Annotated in this window: 1 protein-coding gene; it reads left to right on the top strand. The window is 52.7% G+C overall.

The features are described from left to right. Positions 1-143 precede the first annotated feature (143 nt). Positions 144-22,940 (top strand): non-ribosomal peptide synthetase, encoded by a 22,797-nt coding sequence (locus FGI41_RS01560; protein ID WP_139488133.1) that lies wholly within the window; start codon positions 144-146, stop codon positions 22,938-22,940. Positions 22,941-22,953: the final 13 nt, after the last annotated feature.

Below are 22,953 nucleotides of genomic sequence, written 5' to 3'. Positions count from 1 at the left end.
ACAAGCGGCCAAAGCTCGGAACGGTCATGACGTACAGTCACAAGACCAGAGGCTGCTGGATGCATTGCAAGAGTTAGAGAATGGCTTCCTTGATATTGACGAAGTGTTACCGTTACTAGACTGAGTAAGGAGTTGTGTCTCAAATGGATATTGGCAAGATTAGCGAGCTTATTGCCAACTACAAGGACGGCACGTTGGACAAGTCCGCATTAAAACAGAACCTACAGCAGCTACAGATTCAGCGGCTCCAGCAGCAAAGCAAGAGACAACCGCTTACGGAAGGGCAAAAAGGTCTTTGGGCGATCCAGAAATCCAACACAGCATCAACGGCCTACAATGTTCCGTTATGTTTTAGGGTCACGGGTCTGGATCTGTCATGCTTTACGAAGGCGTGTCATTTCCTTACCGACCAGTATCCGATTCTAAAGGCAGTCTTCATGATGGATGATGCGGTTCCGTATCAGGTTGAATCCGCACATACATCCCTGAATCTGACGATCGAGGATTGTTCCTCATCGTCAGATTCAGACCTGATTGCCCATATCCGCCGCCGGGTGAAAGAACCGTTTGACTTGGAAAAGGGGCCGCTTTTCCGGGTCTCGGTCTTTCAAACCGCTGACAGAGAAAGTATCGTTCTTATCACGATTCATCACATTATTTTTGACGGTGGCTCTGTACCTGTCCTGCTGGAGACGCTGTTTGATGCGTATGAGGCTTATCTGAACGGGCGCGAACCACAACTCGTGGCAGTTGATGCGACCTATTTGGAGTACGTAGCAAGAGAGCAAGCCTTGATCGAGATGAATGGCGATGCCAGTCTGGCTTATTGGCAGGAGAAGCTTGCACAGCCCTTGCCTGTGCTCAACCTGCCGCTGGACAAAGCCCGTTCATCTGCGCGTGGGGAGACAGCCGGGCATACCTGGAGTCAACATATTGACCTGACCCAAGTCGAGCGGCTGAAAACATTCGCAGGCAAAGAGAGAGCATACGCATGGACGGTACTGCTCGCCGTGTTTCATATTTTGCTGCACAGATATTCCGGCCAGAAAGACATCGTGGTCGGCATGCCTGTGAACCAGCGGAACGAAAAGCGTTTTGAAAAAGTAATCGGATTGTGCATCAACATGGTGCCGGTACGCAGTCAGCTTGACAGCGGGACTTCTTTTCACCACTATCTGAAGACGCTGCAAAATGATGTCATCGATGGGATGGCGCGCAGCTATCCGTTCCCTTCATTGGTAAGAAAGTTGCATCTCGGTTCTGACTCTGGTGTCGCTCCGGTCTTCCAGACGGCGTTCGCGTATCAGGACGTGCTTGACTCTTTGTCCCAAAACGAGCGCGGATTCGTCTTGCTCGATGAGATTCACCAAGAGGGCGAATACGAGATCACGCTGGAAGTGATGAACAAGCCGGACGGGATGCTGCTTAACTGGAAGTACGATGCGAGTGTTTTCGAGCTGTCTACGATCAAGCGCATGGGTGAACACTTTTCGAATATTCTGGATCATGTTCTGGCAGATGCGTCCGTCACGATTCGCGATATCTCTCTGTTATCCCCAGACGGAAAAGACCTGCTGCTCCATGGTTGGAACAGCACACAGGCCGACTACCCGCAAGAGGAGTGCATCCACCAGCTGTTCGAGCGAAAAGCCGCCAGCAAGCCACAAGAGATCGCCGTCATCACCGAGACAGGTGTCGTCAGCTACGCCGAACTGAATCAACAGGCCGATGCACTGGCTGCCTACCTTTCCCGTAATGGAATCCGCCGTGGAGACCTCGTCGCTGTCTGTGTGGAGCGCTCATTGGAGATGCTCGTTGCACTGCTCGGAATCCTCAAAGCAGGCGGGGCCTACGTGCCGATCGACCCGAAGACGCCTTCGGAGCGGGTAGGGCATATCCTTGAGGACTCGAATGTTAGCATCGTACTGACCCATCCCAAAACCACTGCTTACGTAAAGGACGCTCTGAAGCAGGGAGGGAAGGGACCTACGGGAATCCACCTTGTTGACTTGGATGAGCGAAGAAAGCAAATTTTCAACAGCAAGCAGGAGCGTGTAGTGTCTACCAGTGACGTCGATATAGACAGTCCGGCGTATGTGATCTATACCTCAGGCACCACAGGCCGTCCAAAGGGTGTATGCGTAACTCATCGAAGCATACTGAACACCCTGTATTTTCTGGAGCAGGAGTATCCAGTCGGGAAGGAAGACAGATACCTGCTGAAGACGAACTATGCTTTTGACGTATCCATCAGTGAGCTTTTCGGCTGGTTTGTCGGGAATGGGTCTCTGGTGATCGCGCCGCCGGGTGTGGAACAGTCTCCGAGCAGGCTTGTGGACTGTGTAAGACGCTATGGCATCACACATATCAACTTTATCCCGTCGATGCTGAGCCTGTTTTTTGAGGCGGCAAAAGAACTTTATGCGCGCGGTGAAGGCAGATCGCTGAAATATATCATGGTTGCCGGTGAAGCTTTTCCCAAGGAGCTCGCCCAAAAATGTGTGTCCCTATTCGAAGGTGCACGTGTGGAAAATATCTACGGACCGACAGAAGCGTCTATCTATGCTGCCTACTTCTCCTGCACCAACAGCAAGCAGGATGACAAAAGCATCCCAATCGGCAGACCGATTGCCAACACAAAGCTGTACATACTGGATCAAGAATCGAATGGACTTGCCCCGATCGGAGTTCCTGGAGAGCTGTGTATTGCCGGGGTCGGTCTGGCTCAAGGCTATCTCAATAAGGAGGAGCTAACCAATAAGGTATTTGTCGAGAACCCGGTTGTTCCCGGTGAGAGAATCTATCGCACAGGAGATCTGGCGCGCTGGCGCTCAGACGGTGTGATCGAGTATATGGGACGTCTCGATTTTCAGGTCAAGGTGAGAGGCTTCCGAATCGAGCTGGATGAGATCGAATATCACCTGGCCAGCCACGACCATGTCAAGGAGTGTGCCGTCATCGTCAGAGGGCAAGGGGATGCCGCCCAGCTGGTCGCTTACTACGTGCCGATGATGACAGGAGTAAAAACCACACAAGCTGATCCACACGACCTGAAGAACTATCTCGCAGGTAAAATGCCTTCCTATATGGTTCCAGATTTCATGGTAGAGCTGGAGCGTCTGCCGCTTACCCCAAACGGCAAGCTGGATCGGAAGGACCTGATGAACCGCAAGATCACGCTGCACAAGAAGCCGCAGCAATCGGTTGACGGGGACGTGATTCAAACACGGGTTCTGCGTATTTGGAAAGAGGTTCTGAAGATTGAGGATTTGGAACCGACGGATGCCTTTTTTGAGGTGGGGGGCAATTCACTGCTTGCGATCACGTTAGCAGAGAAGATCAGTTTGGAATTCAACCAGATCTTTGATTCGACAGACCTGTTTACTTACACGAATGTGGATGCCATCAGTAAATACCTCGCTGAAACAGGCAGCGTACCCGTTACATCTGCTGAGGAGACAGAAGCTCCTGATGCGCAGAGCGATGAAGATCCAAGCCATCCAGATTACTACAGCGAAAGTGCAGCGATCATCGGGATCTCCTGCCATTTTCCAGGTGCCCGTGATTATCATGAGTTCTGGAATAATCTGATGGACGGGAAAAATTCGGTGACGATCTTCGACGAGCATACATTGCAGCAGGCTGGTCTTCCTCGGGATGTATTGGAGAATCCCAACTTTGTTCCGATCTCGGCGGGCCTTGAGGGGAAGGAATTGTTTGACGGTGAGTTTTTCAAGCTGTCACCGAACCATGTCGCTTATATGGACCCGCAATTCCGCCAGCTGTTGATGCATGCATGGAAGGCTGTAGAGGATGCGGGCTACTACCATAAAGACATACCGAATACCGGAGTCTATATCACCGCCGCGAACCACAACTATGGCGCGTTGCATGAAGATGGCTTCCGCACGCAGGAAGTGACGGAAGACCCCGAGCAGTATTTGTCATGGGTGTTGTCACAGACTGGCTCGATCTCCTCGATGATTTCCTATCAGCTTGGATTTAACGGACAAAGCGTGTCGGTTCATTCCAACTGCTCGTCATCGCTGAGTGCACTTGATCTGGCATTCCGTGCTCTGATGAGCGGTCAGATTGATTACGCTCTGGTGGCAGCAGGGGCGATTTCTCATATCGATACAAAAGGATATGTCTATCAACAGGGGCTTAACTTTTCCAGTGATGGACGCATCAAGACGTTCGATGCCAGCGCAGACGGCATGATTGCGGGAGAGGGCGTCGGGGCGATCCTGATCAGACGTGCCACAGATGCCATCGAAAGCAACGACCATATCTACGGCCTGCTGAGGGGAATCGCCACCAACACGGACGGCGGTGACGCTTCAGGCTTTTATAGCCCAAGTACCCATGGGCAAGGGCGGGTCATCCAAAAGGTGATCGAACAGACGAACGTCAGCCCGGACACGATTACCTACGTCGAGGCACACGGCACCGGAACCAAGCTGGGCGATCCGGTCGAGTTCAAGGCGCTCACCGATGTGTATCGGCGCTATACCCCAAGAACCGCCTATTGCGGCATCGGCTCGCTCAAACCTAACATCGGTCATCTCGACACAGCGGCAGGTCTGGCTGGATGTATCAAGGTGGCACTCGCCTTGCACAACAAGCAGATCCCGCCGACCATCAACTTTTCAACGCCAAATCCCAAAATCAAGGTGGAACAATCGCCATTTTATATTGTGCAGGATGCGATGGAGTGGTCAGCGGCAGGTCAACCGCGCAGAGCGGCATTAAGCTCAATCGGGCTTGGCGGGACCAATGCACATGCTATTTTTGAAGAATATGTGGATGTAGAGCATCGTGAAAATACATATGAGGGTGCAACGAGCGGGAACCACAACGAACTGTATGTGCTTCCTATGTCAGCGCGTGAGCAGTCGACCTTGCACGATTATGTGAAAGCCATGCATGCCTATGTACAGACGGTAGCTTCTGGCCATGATGATGCGTCAGCCAGCAGGCTCTTGGGTGACATCGCATATACGTTCCAGACCGGGCGTGCTCCGATGAAGTACCGGGTTGCTTTTGTTGTGCGTAACCTGGAGGAGCTGCTGGAGGGCATGGGGCACTATCTGAATGGTGAGCAATCGCCGCTTTATGTAACTGGGATGCGTGAGAGCAACGGCAATCAAGCGTTAGACGAACAGCGTGTGTCCCATCTGATGATAAAAGACGACACGTCAGAGCTGGCCCGTGCATGGGCATCCGGTCTAAATCTGGACTGGGCGAAGTATTACCAAGGCAATGGCTATCAACCACAGCGCCTCAGTTTGCCGACATATCCGTTCAAGCTAAAAGAATACAAATGGCCGCGCCGACGTGCTCAAGTACAGATGGAGGGCCCAGTGGAAACAGCAATAGCTGCGCACACAGATTCCATTCCAAGCAACGACTCTATCACCGATAACGGCAGCATACACCCTCTGGTGCATCAGAATGTATCCAGTTTTGATCAGATCAAGTATCGATCCGTTTTCACCGGACGCGAGTTTTTCCTTGCAGATCATATCGTAGCGGGACAGGTTCTGATGCCTGCTGTCGCGGTGTTGGAGATGGCGCGCGCAGCTGTCTGCAACGCTATGGCGATGCAGTGCGAAGACGGCACAGCACCGTACATGAAGCTAAAGAATGTCTCCTGGGTACGCCCCATCCTCATCCCGGACACGGGTAAAGTGGTCGAGATCGAGCTGGTACGTGCGAACACGGCATCCACCAACGATGATCGGATCAAATTCAACATTGTCAGTGTTGAGAATCATGAGTCCGTCAGCCACGCTGAAGGCGAAGTGATTGTTGGCTCCCGTGGACATGAGCAGGCTTCGACGGTCGATTGGAAGACGCTGATCGCCCATGCATCCAAGCCGGGTATCGAAAAAGAGGTTTGCTACGACTATATCAAGCTTGCTGGTGTCAACTATGGCGAGGCATTTCAGGTGATCGATGCAGTTCACCGTGGGAATCAGGCAGGGGCTGGATACGCAGTCGCAGAGCTGGCGTTACCAGACGGATTGCTCTCCGCAGGTAACCAGTATGTGTTGCACCCAAGTATGCTCGATGGTGCGATTCAAGGCATGATCGGACTGCTCTCCGATGCGGAGGTCACCAGTATGAAGCGCGGTGATGCATCTCTTTTCCAGACAGAGGGCACGATGGTTCCGTTCTCGATGAATTCCATCGAGATCTACCACGGCTGCAAGGAGCGCATGTACTCACTGGTACGCGATGCCGACCCAGCTAAGAAAACCACCTCGTCCAAGCTGCTGGATATCGACCTGATCGACGAAAATGGAGTGGTATGTGTGAGCATGAGAGGGGTGCGTTACCGTAAATTGTCCGGCACAAGCACGGTAGCCGAGACTGTACCGCAGCCGAATAGCTCGATGCCGCAAAGCTCGAAGCAACATACCATTATTCCAGTATGGATGCCTGTCGACGTGGCTACGGAAGCGGTGTCCTCCTCCAATCAAGCTGCAACAGACGTGGAGGATGCACTTGTATTCGATGCGTGCGGGACGTTTTACGACCAAATCTCCGCGTTCCATCATACGTGCAGACATCTCCTGATTAACCCGGACGACACCATCGAATCACTCCAGCGAAAAATCGAAGCGCAACAGGTAGGCCATATGATTTGGGTTGCTCCTGCTCCTGTAGCATCAGACACCCAAACCTATGGCAAAGGCTTAATCGAAGAGCAAGAATCTGGAATGCTCCACCTGTTCCGTCTGATGAAAGCGACACTTCGCGCTGGTTACGGTGTCAAAAAGCTGCGTTGGACAATCATTACACGCTCCACGCAAAAGATTAAGGCAACAGATCGAGTGAATCCTGCACATGCAGGCGTGCATGGTCTGATCGGCAGCATGGCCAAGGAATATGCACACTGGGATGTCCGACTGGTTGATATTCCGAGTGATACGCCTGTGATGCTTGACAAAATCTTTTCCTTACCGCGCTCTACACAGGGGAAAACACTTGGGCTCCGTAACGGTGAGTGGTTCACACAGCAACTAGAGACAATCGATACGCTGACCATGCGTACTACCACGCCTGTATATCGTCGCCGGGGTGTGTATGTGATCATCGGCGGTGCCGGGGGAGTCGGTGAACTCTGGACGCGATACATGATCGAGCAGCATCAGGCGAGTGTCGTATGGATCGGACGCCGTCCTGTGGATCAGCGGATCAAGGAACAGCTCCAGACTCTGAGCGCTTTGGCCCGAACGCACGGGGCGAATGCACCGACCTACCTGTCAGCAGATGCGTGTGATCAGACAGAGTTGACACATGCCTACGAAAAAATCAAGGAGATCTATCCTTCTATCAATGGTGTCGTGCACTCCGCCATCGTGCTGGCTGACAAAAGCCTCGCCAATATGGACGAAGCACGCTTCCGATCAGCGACCTCGGTCAAAGTGGATGCCAGTGTCAACATGGTGGAGGTCTTTTCACGCGAGAAGCTCGATTTTCTCCTGTTCTTCTCTTCGATTGAGACATTTGTCAGAGAAGCAGGGCAGGCCAATTATGCGGCTGGTTGTACGTTTATCGACTCATTTGCACAGGCAATGGGTACTGATGCGGGCACTGCTGGCGGTAAGCCTCTGGTAAAAACCATGAACTGGGGATACTGGGGAACTGTCGGCATCGTCTCCGATTCCTTCTATCAGGACCGGATGACCGCTCTGGGAGTCGGCTCGCTGGATGCGAATGAATCCATGGCCCAGCTCGAACGCTTCATGTCCAGCCCGTATAGCCAGATCGCCCTCGTCCACACGCTGAAGGATACGGCGCTTGCGAGACTCGGTATCTCCGGCAACTCCCGCCAGTTAGACGTCACCATCCCGAATGTGCTTGAGGGGCATGACGTATGGCGCAATGTCGGTGGGAATACGGAACAGATTCATACGCTGTCAGAGCTATTGCCTGCCCAATCCATGCATGATCTGACGCTCCACCTGGTATGTGCCATCCTAAAGGAGATGTCAGGCAACTCCAGAGCAGGTGATACCCGCCTTGACTTGGCCTACCTGTATCAGCTTTTGCCAAGCAAGCTTCACCGCTGGCTGGATGAGTGCAAAAGACAGCTTCTGGAGAACGGCTTCGCCAAGCAGGGGAGCGGCGGACATCTGATCTTGGACGCGAATCTTGAACTCTCCACCAACAAGCTGTGGAACCGATGGAATACCGAGAAGCACGAGTGGGTGAGAACCAAACAGTTAACGTCACAAGTGCGGTTAGTAGAAGCATGCCTCACAGATCTGCAGGATGTTCTGTTGGGTAAAAAGAAAGCAACAGACATTATTTTCCCGAACTCATCCATGGAGGCCCTCGATGGGATTTATAAAGGAAGCCCGATCGTGGATTACTACAATAAAGAACTGAGCAAAGTCGTCTGTAACGTGATCAAAGCTCGTCTGACGGATGATCCAAATGCCCGGATTCGCATCTTGGAAGTAGGGGCAGGTACTGGTGGTACGACGGCAACCGTGTTGCCTGATCTCAAGCCGTATGCCGATTCCATCGACGAGTACTGCTATACCGATATTTCCAAAGCGTTCCTCATCCATGCAGAAGATACGTTTGCTGATGGGAACCCTTACCTGAAAACAAGCATCCTCAATATCGAAGAAAAACCGACCGCACAGGGCTTTGTGGAAGGATATTACGATGTGGTCATCTCTACCAATGCATTGCACGCGACCTCCGATATCCGCAATACGATGCGAAATATTAAGTCCGTCATGAAAACCAACGGCGTCGTGGTGCTCAATGAGATGTGCAGTAATACCATTCTGGCCCACGTGACATTCGGTCTGCTCGATGGGTGGTGGCTGTATCGGGATGCGGAGATCAGAATCCCCGGAAGCCCAGGGCTTACCGGAGAGGCTTGGATCGACATTTTGACTGAGCTTGGATATATGTACGCGACTCTTCCAGATCCACAATCAAAAGGTCTCGGGCAACAAGTCATCGTCGCAGCAAGCAATGGGGTGATCTCGGACAGTGCTGCTCATGTACCGTTATTCGTGCCAGCCGAGGAGAAAGCAGAAGAGGCAGGAGCCGAACGGTTTATTCAAGCTGCTCCGGTGTCAGCATCCCGAACGGTTGCACCTGTTGCTGTGCCAGCTTCGAACGTTTCCAATGTTTCTTCTAATCGTTCCAAAGTGAAGCTGACAGAGAGCGCACACACCTATCTGAAAAAGATCATCAGCGAAGCACTAAAAGTACCTGAGTCCGAGCTGGAGGTTGACCGCAATCTGGACGAATACGGCCTCGACTCGATTCTTGTGGTCAAGATCAATAACGCATTGGCTGAGTGGTTCGACGGTCTGGACAGTTCACTGTTGTTTGAACAGAAGTGTATCTCGGCACTTGTTGACTATCTGCTCTCGGAAAGACCAGCAGAGCTGCAAGCGATGGCGGGGATCTCTGAAATCTCGACGGACGCGACTGTCGCGGAGGCAGCGGTTATTACTGAGGTAGCGACTATGACTGAGGATACGATTGTCGCTAAGGAACAGATTGTTTCTGAATCCGAGTTACGCAAAGCATGTGCGAACTACCTGAAGGTGATCATCGGCAAGGCGTTAAAAGTCGACACTGCAGAACTCGATGATGACAGAAGCCTGTTTGAATACGGCCTCGACTCGATCCTCGTTATCAAGATCAATAATGCGCTTTCTTCCGATTTCAACGAGATTGACAGTAATCTCGTGTTTGATAACCCAACCGTATCCGAATTGGTCGAGTATTTTGTCTCAACACGGCGCAGTGAGTCGATTGAGGCGTTGGGGATTGCTTCCAGTGCTCCAGTCACGGCGGGTAGCACATCAGGCGACAAACCAGCAGGAAGCCATAGCATTCTGGCGGAATCTGTCACCCAGCCAGACATCGCAATCGTGGGCCTCAACGTACGGATGCCGGGAGCGGCTACTATGCATGAATTCTGGGAAAACATCGCCAACGGCAAGAATGGCATCACCCCATTCCCAGCCGACAGATGGTGGTATGACGATACTCCGATTGAGAATCGTCACGGTGGTTTCTTGGAGGAGGTAGGCTGCTTTGATGCGCCGTTCTTTGGGATCACGGATCAGGACGCCAAGATGATGGACCCGCAGGAGCGTGTGTTCATTGAGTCGGTTTATGGTGCGATTCAGGATGCCGGTTATACGCCACAGAATCTGGCTGAGACGCGCAAGATCGGTGTGTTCGTAGGGGTGATGAATGCCACCTATAACCAACGGGCAGCGTACTCATCCATCGCCAACCGCACCTCGTATCTGTTTGACTTCCAAGGTACCAGCCTTGCTGTCGACACAGCCTGCTCTTCGGCACTGACCGCCATTCATCTGGCTATGGAGAGCATCCGTCGCGGCGAAAATGAGTGTGCGATTGCCGGCGGTGTCAATCTCCTGTTGAATCTGGAACACTTCAAGCTCTTGTCTGACCTGAACATGACGACCAGTGGACAAGCATGCAAGCCATTCTCCGAGCACGCCGATGGCTTCCTGGCCTCCGAAGGTGTCGGGGCGGTCGTCTTGCGGCCACTCGATCAGGCGCTGAAAAATGGTGATCATATCTATGGCATCATCAAAGGCAGTGCCGTGAACGCCAATGGCCGATCCAACAAATACAACGTGCCAAACAGCAAAGCACAGGTCGAGGTCATCACCGAGGCATTGAAAAACGCCAAGATCGACCCGTCTGCGGTGAGCTATATCGAAGCACATGGCACGGGCACCACGCTGGGGGATTCAATCGAGGTCTCTGCACTAAAGCGTGCGTTTCAGTCAGGTTCTGATCATTCTGCCCGCTGTGCCATCGGCTCCGTGAAATCCAATATCGGACATAGTGAAAGTGCCTCAGGCATGGCTTCGCTGGCAAAAGTACTGATGCAAATCAAGCATCGCAAGCTGGCTCCATCGATCAACTGTGAAGAGCTCAACAGCGGGATTGTTTTCACCAACTCTCCATTCTACGTCCAGCGGGAACTGTCTGACTGGCTGCCTGCCGTACAAAAAGAAGGGGAGACCGCTCGGATTGCAGGCATCTCCTCATTCGGTGCGGGTGGTTCCAACGCGCACTTAATCGTCAAGGAGTACCAAACGAAATCGGATTCCTTATCTGTTAGCAGAATGAACCAGACCGCTACACCAGTCTTGATCCCATTGTCTGCCCGATCTGTAGACAGACTGGGGGCTGTTGTACGTGAATTGGCTGACTATCTGCCTGCATGCGATTATTCGCTGGAAGATATCGCCTATACCTTGCAGGTTGGACGTGAACAGCTGGAAGCTCGTATTCTGTTCGTCGCTTCAACGGTCGAAGAGCTTGTGACGAAGCTTCGGGCAACTTTGACCAATGGATTATCCGATGCCGTCATGATCAGCCAAGTGGATCAGCTTGCCCGAGAATACGCAAGAGACGGTGCCGCACAAGCGATGGCGCGTACCGCGATGGAGTCTGGTGATGATGCGTGGATCACGTCTCATTGGCTTGGCGGTTATCCGGTACCGTGGGAGATGCTTTACCGCTCTGTACGCCCACGCCGCGTCAGCTTACCGACCTATCCTTTCCAAAAAATATTTTATTGGGAGACGGAGCCTCCGAAAGGAACGACCATCCGTAAGTCTGAGGCATTCATCGAGATGAAACCACCTGCATCCCAACAAAACTCCGATGATCCGGCAGGTCATGTACGTTTGGCGGAAGCGCCGTTGAATCCAATTATGCAGGACAACGCAGGTCCAAAGGATGAGCGTAACCCAAACGACGTGATCCAGCAGTTCCTCGTAGATGCGATTCAAGAGCAGACTTCCGTTACCGTGCAGCCAAGCCAGTATGACACAAGCTTCATGGATTTGGGACTGCCTTCCAAAGCCATCATCCGAATGACACAACTGATCAGAAAACACATCGATCCGCTGTTTGAATCAGCCGTGATGTTTGAATGCACCACGATCCATGAATTAACCGCCTACTTGAGTGAACGATGCCCAGACCCAGACGGAATCCTGCAGCTTGCCGCCACTGCTGATGTGGATACGCTTCATGAGCAGCTTCATGAGCAAAAGCAGCAGCCTGCAAGTCAGGCACAGATGACAGAGCAAGCCGTGTACCCGCTGTCCGCATCCCAGCAAGGCATCTGGGCCCTGCAAAAAGCATTCCCAGAGTCCAGCTCGTATCACGTACCGATGTGCTTCCGCGTAAGCCGCCTCAACCGTGAGGCCCTGCATAAGGCATATCAGTACACACTCACCCAGCATCCTGTCTTACATGCTGTTGTCCGTGAGATGAACGGCAAGCTGGCTATGGTTGAATACGCAGGGATCACGCCGATTATCACGGAAGCGAACTTGACTCACCTCAATCACGCCGATGCTCTGGAGTACCTCAGACAGGAGGCAAGACAGCCATTTCATCTGGAGGAAGGCCCGCTCTGCAGGCTGAGCGTCTATCATACGTCTGAACATGAAGCGCTCGTTTTGTTGAATGTGCACCACATTGTTTTTGACGGACAATCTGCCATCGTGTTGATGAAGACGCTGTTCTCGGCGTATGAAGCTGTGGCAGGCGGAGGAGCGCTTCCTAGTCTTTTGCCGCTCGCTTGCTACCGTGATTTTGTCAAGAAAGAACAGCAGCTGGTTGCCAGTGAAGAAGGAGCCAACCGTCTTCAATACTGGAGAGAGCAGCTCCATGATGCACCTGTGCCACTTGAGCTGTACACAGATCACCCACGCACAGACACCTATCTGGATGCAAAAGGCGCTACTTATACCCACAGCCTGTCCGGTGAAGTGAATCGCGGGATCGCACAGGTGGCCCGCAGTCTGAACGTCTACCCATCCACCGTATTCATGGCGATGCTCCATGTGTTGCTCCACGTCTACTCCCAGCAACGGGATATCGTGGTCGGCATGCCAGTGAATGGCCGTGAAGAACAGATGGATGAACATGTGATCGGTAATTTCGTCAACATGGTTCCTGTCCGGGCACGTATCGACGATCAAGAACGTCTGGATGCATTCTGCAAAAATCTCCAGCGTACCGTCATCCGTGCTGTCTCGAACAGCTACCCGTTCCCGCTTCTGGTGCGAGAGCTTGGGATTCCTACCGATGCTGGTGGGGCACCGCTGTTTTCGATTGCTTATATGTATCAGGACTGGATTGATGCGGAGTCAACAGAATCCAAAACATTTACCTATGTGGAAGGAATTCATCAGGAAGGGGAGTACGAGCTGGTTCTTGAGGTGCTTGAGCCTTCCCGTCAGGATCAAAGCTATACCCTGAACTGGAAATACAATGCCGACTTGTACGACGCAGAGAGTATCAGCCGTCTCAACGGACATTATCTCAACTTGATCCACTCGCTCATCGAGTGCCCGGATCAACGCATGGATGCTGTTTCGGTGATGTCTGCGGCTGAAGCTGAACTCGTGCTGCATACTTGGAATGACACCGCGACCGATTATCCGCGCGAAAAAGGCGTCCATGAACTGTTCATAAGCAAAGCGCAAGAGGTACCGGAAGCGACCGCGCTGATCTATGGCAACACCGAAGTCACCTATGCAGAACTCAACGATCGAAGTGATGCTCTTGCCGCCGGTCTGCAACGCCTCGGTGTCGGCCCGAATCAGTTTGTGGCAATCTACATGGACCGCTCAATCGAACTGGTTGTCGGATTGCTCGGAATTTTAAAAGCAGGCGCAGCGTATATCCCGTTGGACCCTGAATATCCGGAAGAGCGCGTAATCCATATTTTGTCCGACTCTGGAGCAGGAATTATTCTGACTCGGTCCTCGCTTGTTGCCAACCTCCAATCGGTAATCGGCAACCTAGATAGCGATAGTGCATCCGTCAAGCCAGCTGTGATTGAGATCGACGAATATGCTGCACAGAACAACAATCAAGCAGCTAACATGCCAAAGCCAATGGTCAGCAGCTCTGTCGTAACCAGTGACACTCTGGCGTATGCCATCTACACCTCCGGCAGTACCGGAAAGCCAAAAGGCGTCATGATCCACCATCAAGCCTTAACCAACTTCTTGTGTTCCATGGCGAAGAACCCTGGTCTCTGTGCGGACGATACCATGCTTGCCGTCACAACGCATTGCTTTGACATTGCCGCACTGGAATTGTTCCTGCCGCTGATTCAGGGCGCGACATGCCATATCTGCGATTCAGCCACGACTAAGAACGGTGATGCATTGAAGGCGCTCATCGAAAAGGTGCGTCCAACCATCATGCAGGCTACACCATCTACATGGTCGATGCTGTTCCATTGTGGCTGGCGCAACGCGGAGAAGCTCAAAATCCTGTGTGGAGGAGAAGCGATGTCTGAGTCGCTTCGCAAGCAGATCTGTGACACAGGTTCACTTGCATGGAACATGTACGGCCCGACCGAAACGACCGTATGGAGCACCGTGAACAGAGTGAGTGCAGAGGGACCGATCACCATCGGCAGACCGATCGCCAATACACAGATCTATATTCTGAACGACCAGGGCTATCCCAATCCTGCAGGCGTTCCCGGAGAACTGTGTATCGCAGGGGATGGCGTCTCCAAGGGATATGTGAACCGTCCTGACTTGAATGCCGAGAAGTTCATCGATCACCCAATGGTACCGAATGGAAACATATATCGAACCGGTGATCTCGCCCGCTGGAAGGCAGACGGCACCATTGAATATCTCGGACGGATTGACTCTCAGGTGAAGATCAGAGGACACCGCATCGAACTGGGTGAGATCGAGGCCCAACTCATGCGTCATCCGGCTATCGCACAATGCGTAGTGGTCGACAAGGTGCTTGGGGAGGAAAAACAGCTTGTTGCGTATTTCATCCGACAATCATCTGCTGCGGCCAGCACACATGCAGACGCGGCTGATTTGAGAATCCATCTGGCGAAAACTCTGCCAGGCTATATGGTACCGGCTCACTTTATTGAACTGGATCAGTTGCCACAGACCCCTAACGGCAAAATCGACAGAGGTACACTGAAGCGCAGACCGATTACGCGTAGACCAGCTTCGGATTCCCAACCGGCACAAGCCGACAGGCACGATGAAAAGAGCGTACTCGCTATCTGGCAGGAGGTGCTTGGCGTACATGACCTGCGCGCAGACGAAGGCTTTTTTGAAGTCGGGGGCAGCTCGGTGTCGGCCGCGATTGTCGCCAACAAGATCAGCCAAGCATTCCACGTACCGTTCTCCGTGACGGACATGTTCAAATATCCGAAGGCACAAGATATCGCCGCCTATCTGCGCCAAGCAGGTAATCGTGCAGAGGATCGTGCCGCATGGGTAAGAGATGGAGTTGATAAACCGGTGCAAAAAGAGCTGAACCAGCATGACTCACTGCCTGAGTACTACAAGTCCAGCGTTGCCATTATCGGCATGTCTTGCCAAGTGCCGGGTGCAGAGAATCACCGCCAGTTCTGGGACAACCTCGTCAATGGGGTCGAGAGCGTGCGCTTTTATTCCCCAGACGAGCTCAAGGAGATGAATGTCGATCCTGACATCATCAACCATGAACGCTTTGTTCCCGTACAGTCGACGATCGAGGGCAAGGGCGAATTTGATGCAGATTTCTTCAAGGTCTCTGCAAAAGATGCCGAGGTGTTTGACCCGCAATTACGGCTGCTGCTTGGCAACTCGTGGAAAGCAATCGAAGATGCAGGCTACATGCCGTCTGACGTCTCAGATGCGGCGGTCTATATGTCGACAAGCAATTCGCATTACCAGTCTGTCCTGACACGCGATCATGATCAAAAAGATTCGGAAGCGCTGGTCAACTTTTTGCTTTCCCAAATGGGTACCATTCCAACGATGATTTCATACAAGCTGGGATTAAAAGGGCCAAGCCTGTTTATCCACACCAACTGCTCGTCTTCCTTGGCTGGGCTGTCGGTTGCTTTTAACGCGATCCAGTCCAAGCAGTGTACACATGCGCTGGTCGGCGGTGCAGCGGTCTATGCCGCATCAGGCGTCGGGTACCTGTATGAAGAAGGACTCAGCTTATCTTCTGATGGTCACTGCAAACCGTTTGATGCAAGTGCGGATGGAATGATCGGGGGAGAAGGTGTGGTCGTTCTGCTTCTCAAGGACGCCGAGGCAGCCGTGAGAGACAACGACAACATCTACGCAATCATCCGTGGTATCGGTATGAATAACGACGGCAACGACAAAACAGGCTTCTATGCACCAAGTGTCTCAGGACAATCCGATGTCATCACACAGGTGCTTGAATCCACTCAGATCCACCCGGAAACCATCTCGTATGTGGAAGCACACGGTACGGGTACGAAGCTTGGCGACCCGGTAGAACTATCGGCTCTGACTGATGCGTATCGCAAGTACACCAATCAGAACCAATACTGCGCAATCGGCTCTGTCAAAAGCAACATCGGACATCTCGATTCAGCGGCAGGTCTGGCTGGTTGTATGAAGGCAGCGCTGGTGCTGCGCAATGGCGTCGTTCCGCCTTCAATTCATTACAGACAGCCTAACCCGAATATCCCGTTTGAAAAATCGCCATTCTATGTGGCTGATCGGGTGATCCCGCTGGAACAGCATACGCAACCACTGCGGGCTGCACTCAGCTCATTTGGAATTGGGGGAACCAATGTTCATGCGATTCTCGAAGCACCACTGCCACAGCATATGAGAGCACGGAAGAACAGGGATTTTGAAACATCCTTCATCGTACCGCTCTCCGCGCAAAAACCGGAAAATCTCAAGCAGTATGCTGCCGATCTGCGGAGCTTCCTTTTGTCACCGGTCGGGACGGAAATCGGTCTTGACTCTATCGCCTATACCTTGCAGACAGGTCGGGTAGCGATGCAATACCGCACCGTGCTTGTCGTGCAGGACGCAACGGAATTGATCGAAGCACTCCAATCGTTCATTGAAGGAAAACAGGATCACCGTTGCTTCACTGGCGAAGCGGACAACAGCAACGGTGTCAGCTCCCTGATCAGTGATGAGGAGGAGCAAGCTTTCCTGCTGAATCGTTGGATGCAGACCGGAAATGTCGCTAAGATCGCGAAGTGGTGGGCAACGGGTGGACATGTGCAGTGGTCACTCCTGTACGGTCAGCAGCGTCCAGCCCGTGTGAGTGTTCCGACGTATCCATTCAGCAAACAGTACTACTGGATCACAGATGACCAAAACAAACCAGAGAAGCGTGTCAGCCATGTGTCTTCTGCCCATCCTGCGCAATCTGTACTATCTGTACCATCTGCCAGTGATGGATACTCCGTCATGACCTTCGAAGAGTCGTGGGAACCATCCCCGATCGAAGTGCTGCATACAGACGAATGCAAAACCGTCATCTGCTTTTGGAATGAACCTGCTTCGCGCGACGTGTTTGCTGACTACTTGATGGAGCACGCTCCGGCGTTGGAGGTCATTTACGTTGGCAAGGGTGATGCCTTCCAAAAAATATCGGATACGTACTATCTGGCAGACAGCGATGACCCAGATGCACTGCTACATCTGTTTGACACCCTGAACAAGAACCTCACGGATGTCTGCTCGGTTGTCTATATGTGGCCAGTCGGGGAGAATCGGGCACTCGCAGATGTGTCCTATGTGATCGGCATGATTCAATCAATCGCCCGTTCATCTCTGCTGGTCTCCGACATCATTGTCGCAGGCACATATGGTGATTCTGTCGAGCGAGCCTCTCTGGACAGCCTGATCGGCATCGAGAGATCCATCAAGCAGGTACTCTTGGATACCACTGTCCGGGTGCTGATGAGCCGCGACTCGGCAGATGCTGGGTACTGGGCACAAATCGTATCGCAGGAACTGTACAGCTCACAGCGTACCAGCGCGCTATATATAGATGGTGTCAGACATACCCATGTGGTTCGACCGATTACAATCGACCGCGATCCTGGCACAGCCAGCGTACTCCGCACGAACGGGACCTACGTTGTTACGGGCGGCAGTGGAGGACTAGGCAAAAAGCTGACGGAATGGCTCGTCACATCCCATGACGCCCGCGTGATTTTGATCGGCAGAAGCGATGTGGATGTCACTTCAGCAGAGTGGATCAAGCGCCTCGGGGACAAGTCAGACCGCATCACATATTGGCGTGCGGATGTTACCGATGTCGAGGCATTGCGTGCACGATATGAAGCCGATCAGAAGCAAAACCCACCTGTTCACGGGGTATTCCACCTGGCAGGTGTTGCCGAGAAGGCGCTTCTTACGGACAAGAGCTTGGGTGACGCAGACAAGGTCCTAAGCCCGAAAACGTACGGTACGCTTGCGATTGAACAGGTGTTTGGCGCAGAGTCCCTTGATTTTATCTGCCACTTCTCATCGATTGCGTCCATACTGGGTGACTTTGGCAGTTGTGACTACGCGGTAGCCAATCGGTTCCAGTCCAGTTTGGCTCGTGCCAGACGGGCGGAAGGAACACAACCGCCGTATCACGTGTACGCCATCAGCTGGCCGCTCCTCGAGGACGGCGGACTCGGCGCACTGGCACGCAAGGGGAAAGACAAACAGTCGCTGGAGATGTATCTGGCATCCAGCGCCCAGAAGCCGCTCGATTTTACGAACATGACGCGTCTGTTGTCTGGTGTTCTTCAATCCGAGTGTGCGAATCCTGTGGTTCTCTATGTAAAAGAGGGCAAGGCGGAACACGTGTTGGGCGAGTATCTGGCGGCTACTAGCCGATTGAACCAAGTAGCACTGGGCCATGTCATACCAAGCGACGTCGCAACGAGCGATGTCATGCGAAGCCAAGTCACAGCGAGCGATGTTATACCAAGCCACGTCACTCCGAGCACCACGGCACAGGCTGACAATCTTACTGCCGCTGCTTTAACTGATCGCAGCATTCGCATCATGGTGACGTCTATCGTCAAAGAGATCGTCCAATCCGTTTTACATGTAAAGGAAGAGAAGCTTGAGCTTACGAAGAGCTTTTCTGATATTGGTTTTGATTCCATCAGATTGGCGCAGTTCGCAAGAGAGCTCACCAATCGATTCGGTGTAAAAATACTGCCTTCCGTATTTTTCGACTATACGACCTTGTCCGAACTGCTCGGGTATCTACTCGACAAGCATTACTCGCAGATTGCGGCTTTGCTCCAGCAAGAATCGCAACGAGAGTTACAACAAGCGCCGCAACCAGAGTCGCAACAAGAGATGCAACAAGAACCGTCCCAGCAGGCCAATGCCAGCCAACACAGCGACCAACCTGCCACAGAGGATGACCTGATTGCCATCATCGGCATGAGCGGCCTGTTTCCCGAGGCAGACTCGGTTGAGCAGTTCTGGCAAAACCTCGTGGATGGACGCGACTCCGTCAAAGAAATCCCGCCGTCCCGTTTTGACGTGAATGCCTATTATTCCAAAGAGGCTACGCCGACGACGACAGATTGCAAATGGATGGGCTACATCGACCAGGTGGCAGAATTTGATCCTCCATTTTTTGAGATTTCGCCAAGGGAAGCACGAACCATGGACCCACGTCAGCGACACTTGCTGCAGGAGTCATGGAAAGCGCTGGAGGATGCAGGTGTAGGCCCAGATGAGCTGGCGCGCAGCACGGTCGGTGTTTTTGTCGGAGTCGAGCAGGGAGACTACCACCTAGTATCTGAGGGCGGGGCGATTACATCGAATAATGATGCGATCCTGGCCTCCCGACTCTCTTACTTCTTAAACCTGTCTGGGCCGGTCTTGGCGATGAACACCGCATGCTCGTCCGGGCTGGTTGCCATCCATCAGGCATGCGCCAGCTTGCGTCAAGGCGAGTGCGATATCGCGATTGTGTCGGCGGCCAACTTCATTTTGTCGCCAGAGTCCTTCGTAGCGATGAGTCAGGCGGGGATGCTTTCGAAGACCGGAAAATGCCGCACCTTTGACGAGTCCGCAGACGGAATGGTGCCGGGTGAGGCTGTCACCGTTCTGGTATTAAAACGCATGTCCCAAGCCGAGCGTGACGGCAACTCCATTTATAGCCTGATCGTCGGCAGCGGCATCAACTATGACGGCAAGACCAATGGCATCACAGCACCGAGCGGTCATGCCCAGCAGGCACTGATCAGCTCGATCCATCAAAAATACAACATCCATCCAGCCGACATCGGTCATATCGTGACACACGGCACAGGAACGAGACTGGGTGACCCTGTAGAAGTGAATGCCTTAGCCAGTGCGTTCGGGGAGGCAGGTGCAGGTGAGCAAGCCAAGTGGTGCGCCCTCACCTCGACCAAGACCAATATCGGCCATACTTTTGCGGCCTCCGGTCTTGTCAGCCTGATCGCCTTGTCTGAATCAATCCGACATGGCCTCATCCCACCATCACTGCATTGTGAGCACGACAGTGACTATATCAACTGGGATGACAGTCCGTTTTATGTGAATAAAGCTTTGAAAAAGTGGCCTTACAGTGGAAACCGTACACGTATGGGGGCAGTCAGTGCATTCGGCATGAGCGGAACCAATGCTCACGTCGTCATTCGTGAGTATGTACCTAAAACATATGTTGCGCCGACTCCGGCACCTGGCTACTTGCTGGTTTTGTCAGCCAAGACACAAGAGGCTCTTCATAAACGGATCGCCTCCATGATCGAGATGTTTGAGCGTGAAGACATCAGCCCTGCTATGCTGGCACGAATCAGCGACACGCTTATCACGGGGCAGCATCACTTCAGACATCGTTGTGCGATTGTGGTCACTTCGGCGCGAGAAGCATTGGATTTATGGAGAGGCGTACTCAACGGGGCACTTGTGGGCCGCACATACAGCGGCTTGGTGGGGCGTGATTTCACAGCTGAACCACTCGTAACCCAAGAAGTCGCGAGTAAGTCCCGACAGTTAATCGAGGCGGGCATAGGCCCAGAAGCGTACCTCCAGTGTCTCACGGACTTGGCTCAGCGTTATTCCGAGGGCTACGACCTGTCTTGGCAAAAGCAGGATAAGCAAGCCGTTGCAAAAGGGATCGCGCTACCTCCGTACCCATTCGCTGCCAAGCGTTACTGGTTCGATGAAAATCAGGATGGGGAGCCAGTCAATACGGCATCTAAGCCAGATTCACTTCCAGCTGAGAGCGGGGCGAAGGTTGACGTGGTTCAGACGTCAGAAATCGTTCAAGGGCGCACGAACCAGTACGTAACGAAATTCCAGAGTGAGCACAGCGAACAGGAAGCCAAGAAAGAAGGCAAGATTTCGCTCGTACCACTCGACCGCTTTACGAACGTTACCCATGTACCTGCGACTCATGCGAATAGAGCAACTCCAATCGCGCTGTCTACCCTGACACCTGCTGCATCCGAACCTACATTCACAGAATCATCCATGCCACACCATACCGAGACAAATGAAAGAGTACTCAAGGAGCATGATGTGCTGGAGGACTTAAAAATCGCCGCTGACATCGGATTTAATGGGATGATTCCAACCTTGAACAGAACGGGTGTCATGTGTGAATATCTGATACCATATTCTAGTGATTTTGCTGAATATGCAGGGATTTGTGGCGGTGAGGTTCTAGATCTGGGATGTGCCTACGGCGTAGCGACGATTGCGGCCTTGGAAAAAGGTGCCCGGGTCTTCGCGATGGATCTGGAGCAAAAACACCTCGACATCCTCGAACAGCGTATCGATGAAAAATTCCGCGAACGACTTAGCCTGAAGCAAGGCAAGCTCCCAGATGTGGATTTCGAGGATGGCCGGTTCAATGCGATCCACGCAAGCCGGGTGATTCATTTCTTGAGTCCGGAAGAGGTGAGGCTGACGCTGTCGAAGATGTATCGCTGGCTCAAGCCAGGAGGAAAAATCTTCCTCAGCACAGATTCTCCATACTTCGGCTACTGGCAGTCCAAAGCGCCTGAATATGAGGAGCGCAAGCGGAAAGGTGATCCTTGGCCTTGCTTTATTGAAAATGTATATGAACACTTCGATCCAGCCGACGTGGTCGGAGGGCCGAGCCTGATTAATGCACTGGACCCTGAGGTATTTGAACGAGAATGCTTGGCCGCTGGATTTATGGTGGAAAAATGCGGCTTCTTCAGCAGTGTAGGCGTGGATCGCCGCGCCCAACACGCGCCTGAAGAAGGCATGGAGCATGTGGGAATTATCGCACAGAAGCCAGTCCTGATTGATCCACAGGGACCAGGGTTCAACAGCCGTCATACGGTTTTGTCCCATGACGGGGTACCGATCAGCTATGAAGTAACAGGCAGCGGCTCTGAATGGCTCGTCCTGGTTCACGGACTGGGCTGCAACTCAAGCTTCTGGGCCAAGCAGGTTGAATATTTCAGCAACAAATACCGTGTCGTCAACATCGAATTGGCCGGTCACGGCAATTCCGGCGGCAATCGGGAGAAGTGGACGATCGAAGCCTATGCCCATGATGTGGCGTCTGTCATCAATCAATTGGGACTCACCAGTGTAGTGCTGGTGGGTCACTCCCTGGGCGGGCCAGTCATCGTCGAGGCCCAACACCACATTCGCTCACGCGTCATCGGCCTAATCGGGGTAGACACCCTGCATAACGTCGCACCCAAACCGATGACCGATGAACAATTGGAGATGTATCTCGACTCCTATTTCAATGGTGGAGCAGAAACCAAAGATATGTTCCTGCCAGATGCGGACCCTGCGCTGATCCGATTAGTAGACTCGGTCAGGGAGTCAGTCGGGCAAGAGGTTCTGCAAGAATCGTTCCGTGAAATGGTAATCCATATGCCAAGCGTCAGCGGTAAGCTTCATGCTCCGCTGACTCTCATCAATTCCTCGTCATGGGTGCCGACCAATCTCCATGTCGCCAAGCGCTACGGCATCCACGTCGAATCGATAGAAAACGTCGGTCATTTCAGCATGCTCGAAGCACCGGGCATGCTGAACCATCTCATAGAAAAAGCAATCGCAACATACATGAGCAGCGTGACGCAATAGTTACAAATTTGGG

Origin of the sequence: Brevibacillus dissolubilis (genome assembly GCF_006170445.1) — a bacterium.
Classification (GTDB): Bacteria; Bacillota; Bacilli; order Brevibacillales; family Brevibacillaceae; genus Brevibacillus_B; species Brevibacillus_B dissolubilis.
The sequence above is the reverse complement of the archived record's forward strand: the minus strand, read 5'-3'. Positions and strand labels throughout refer to the sequence as shown.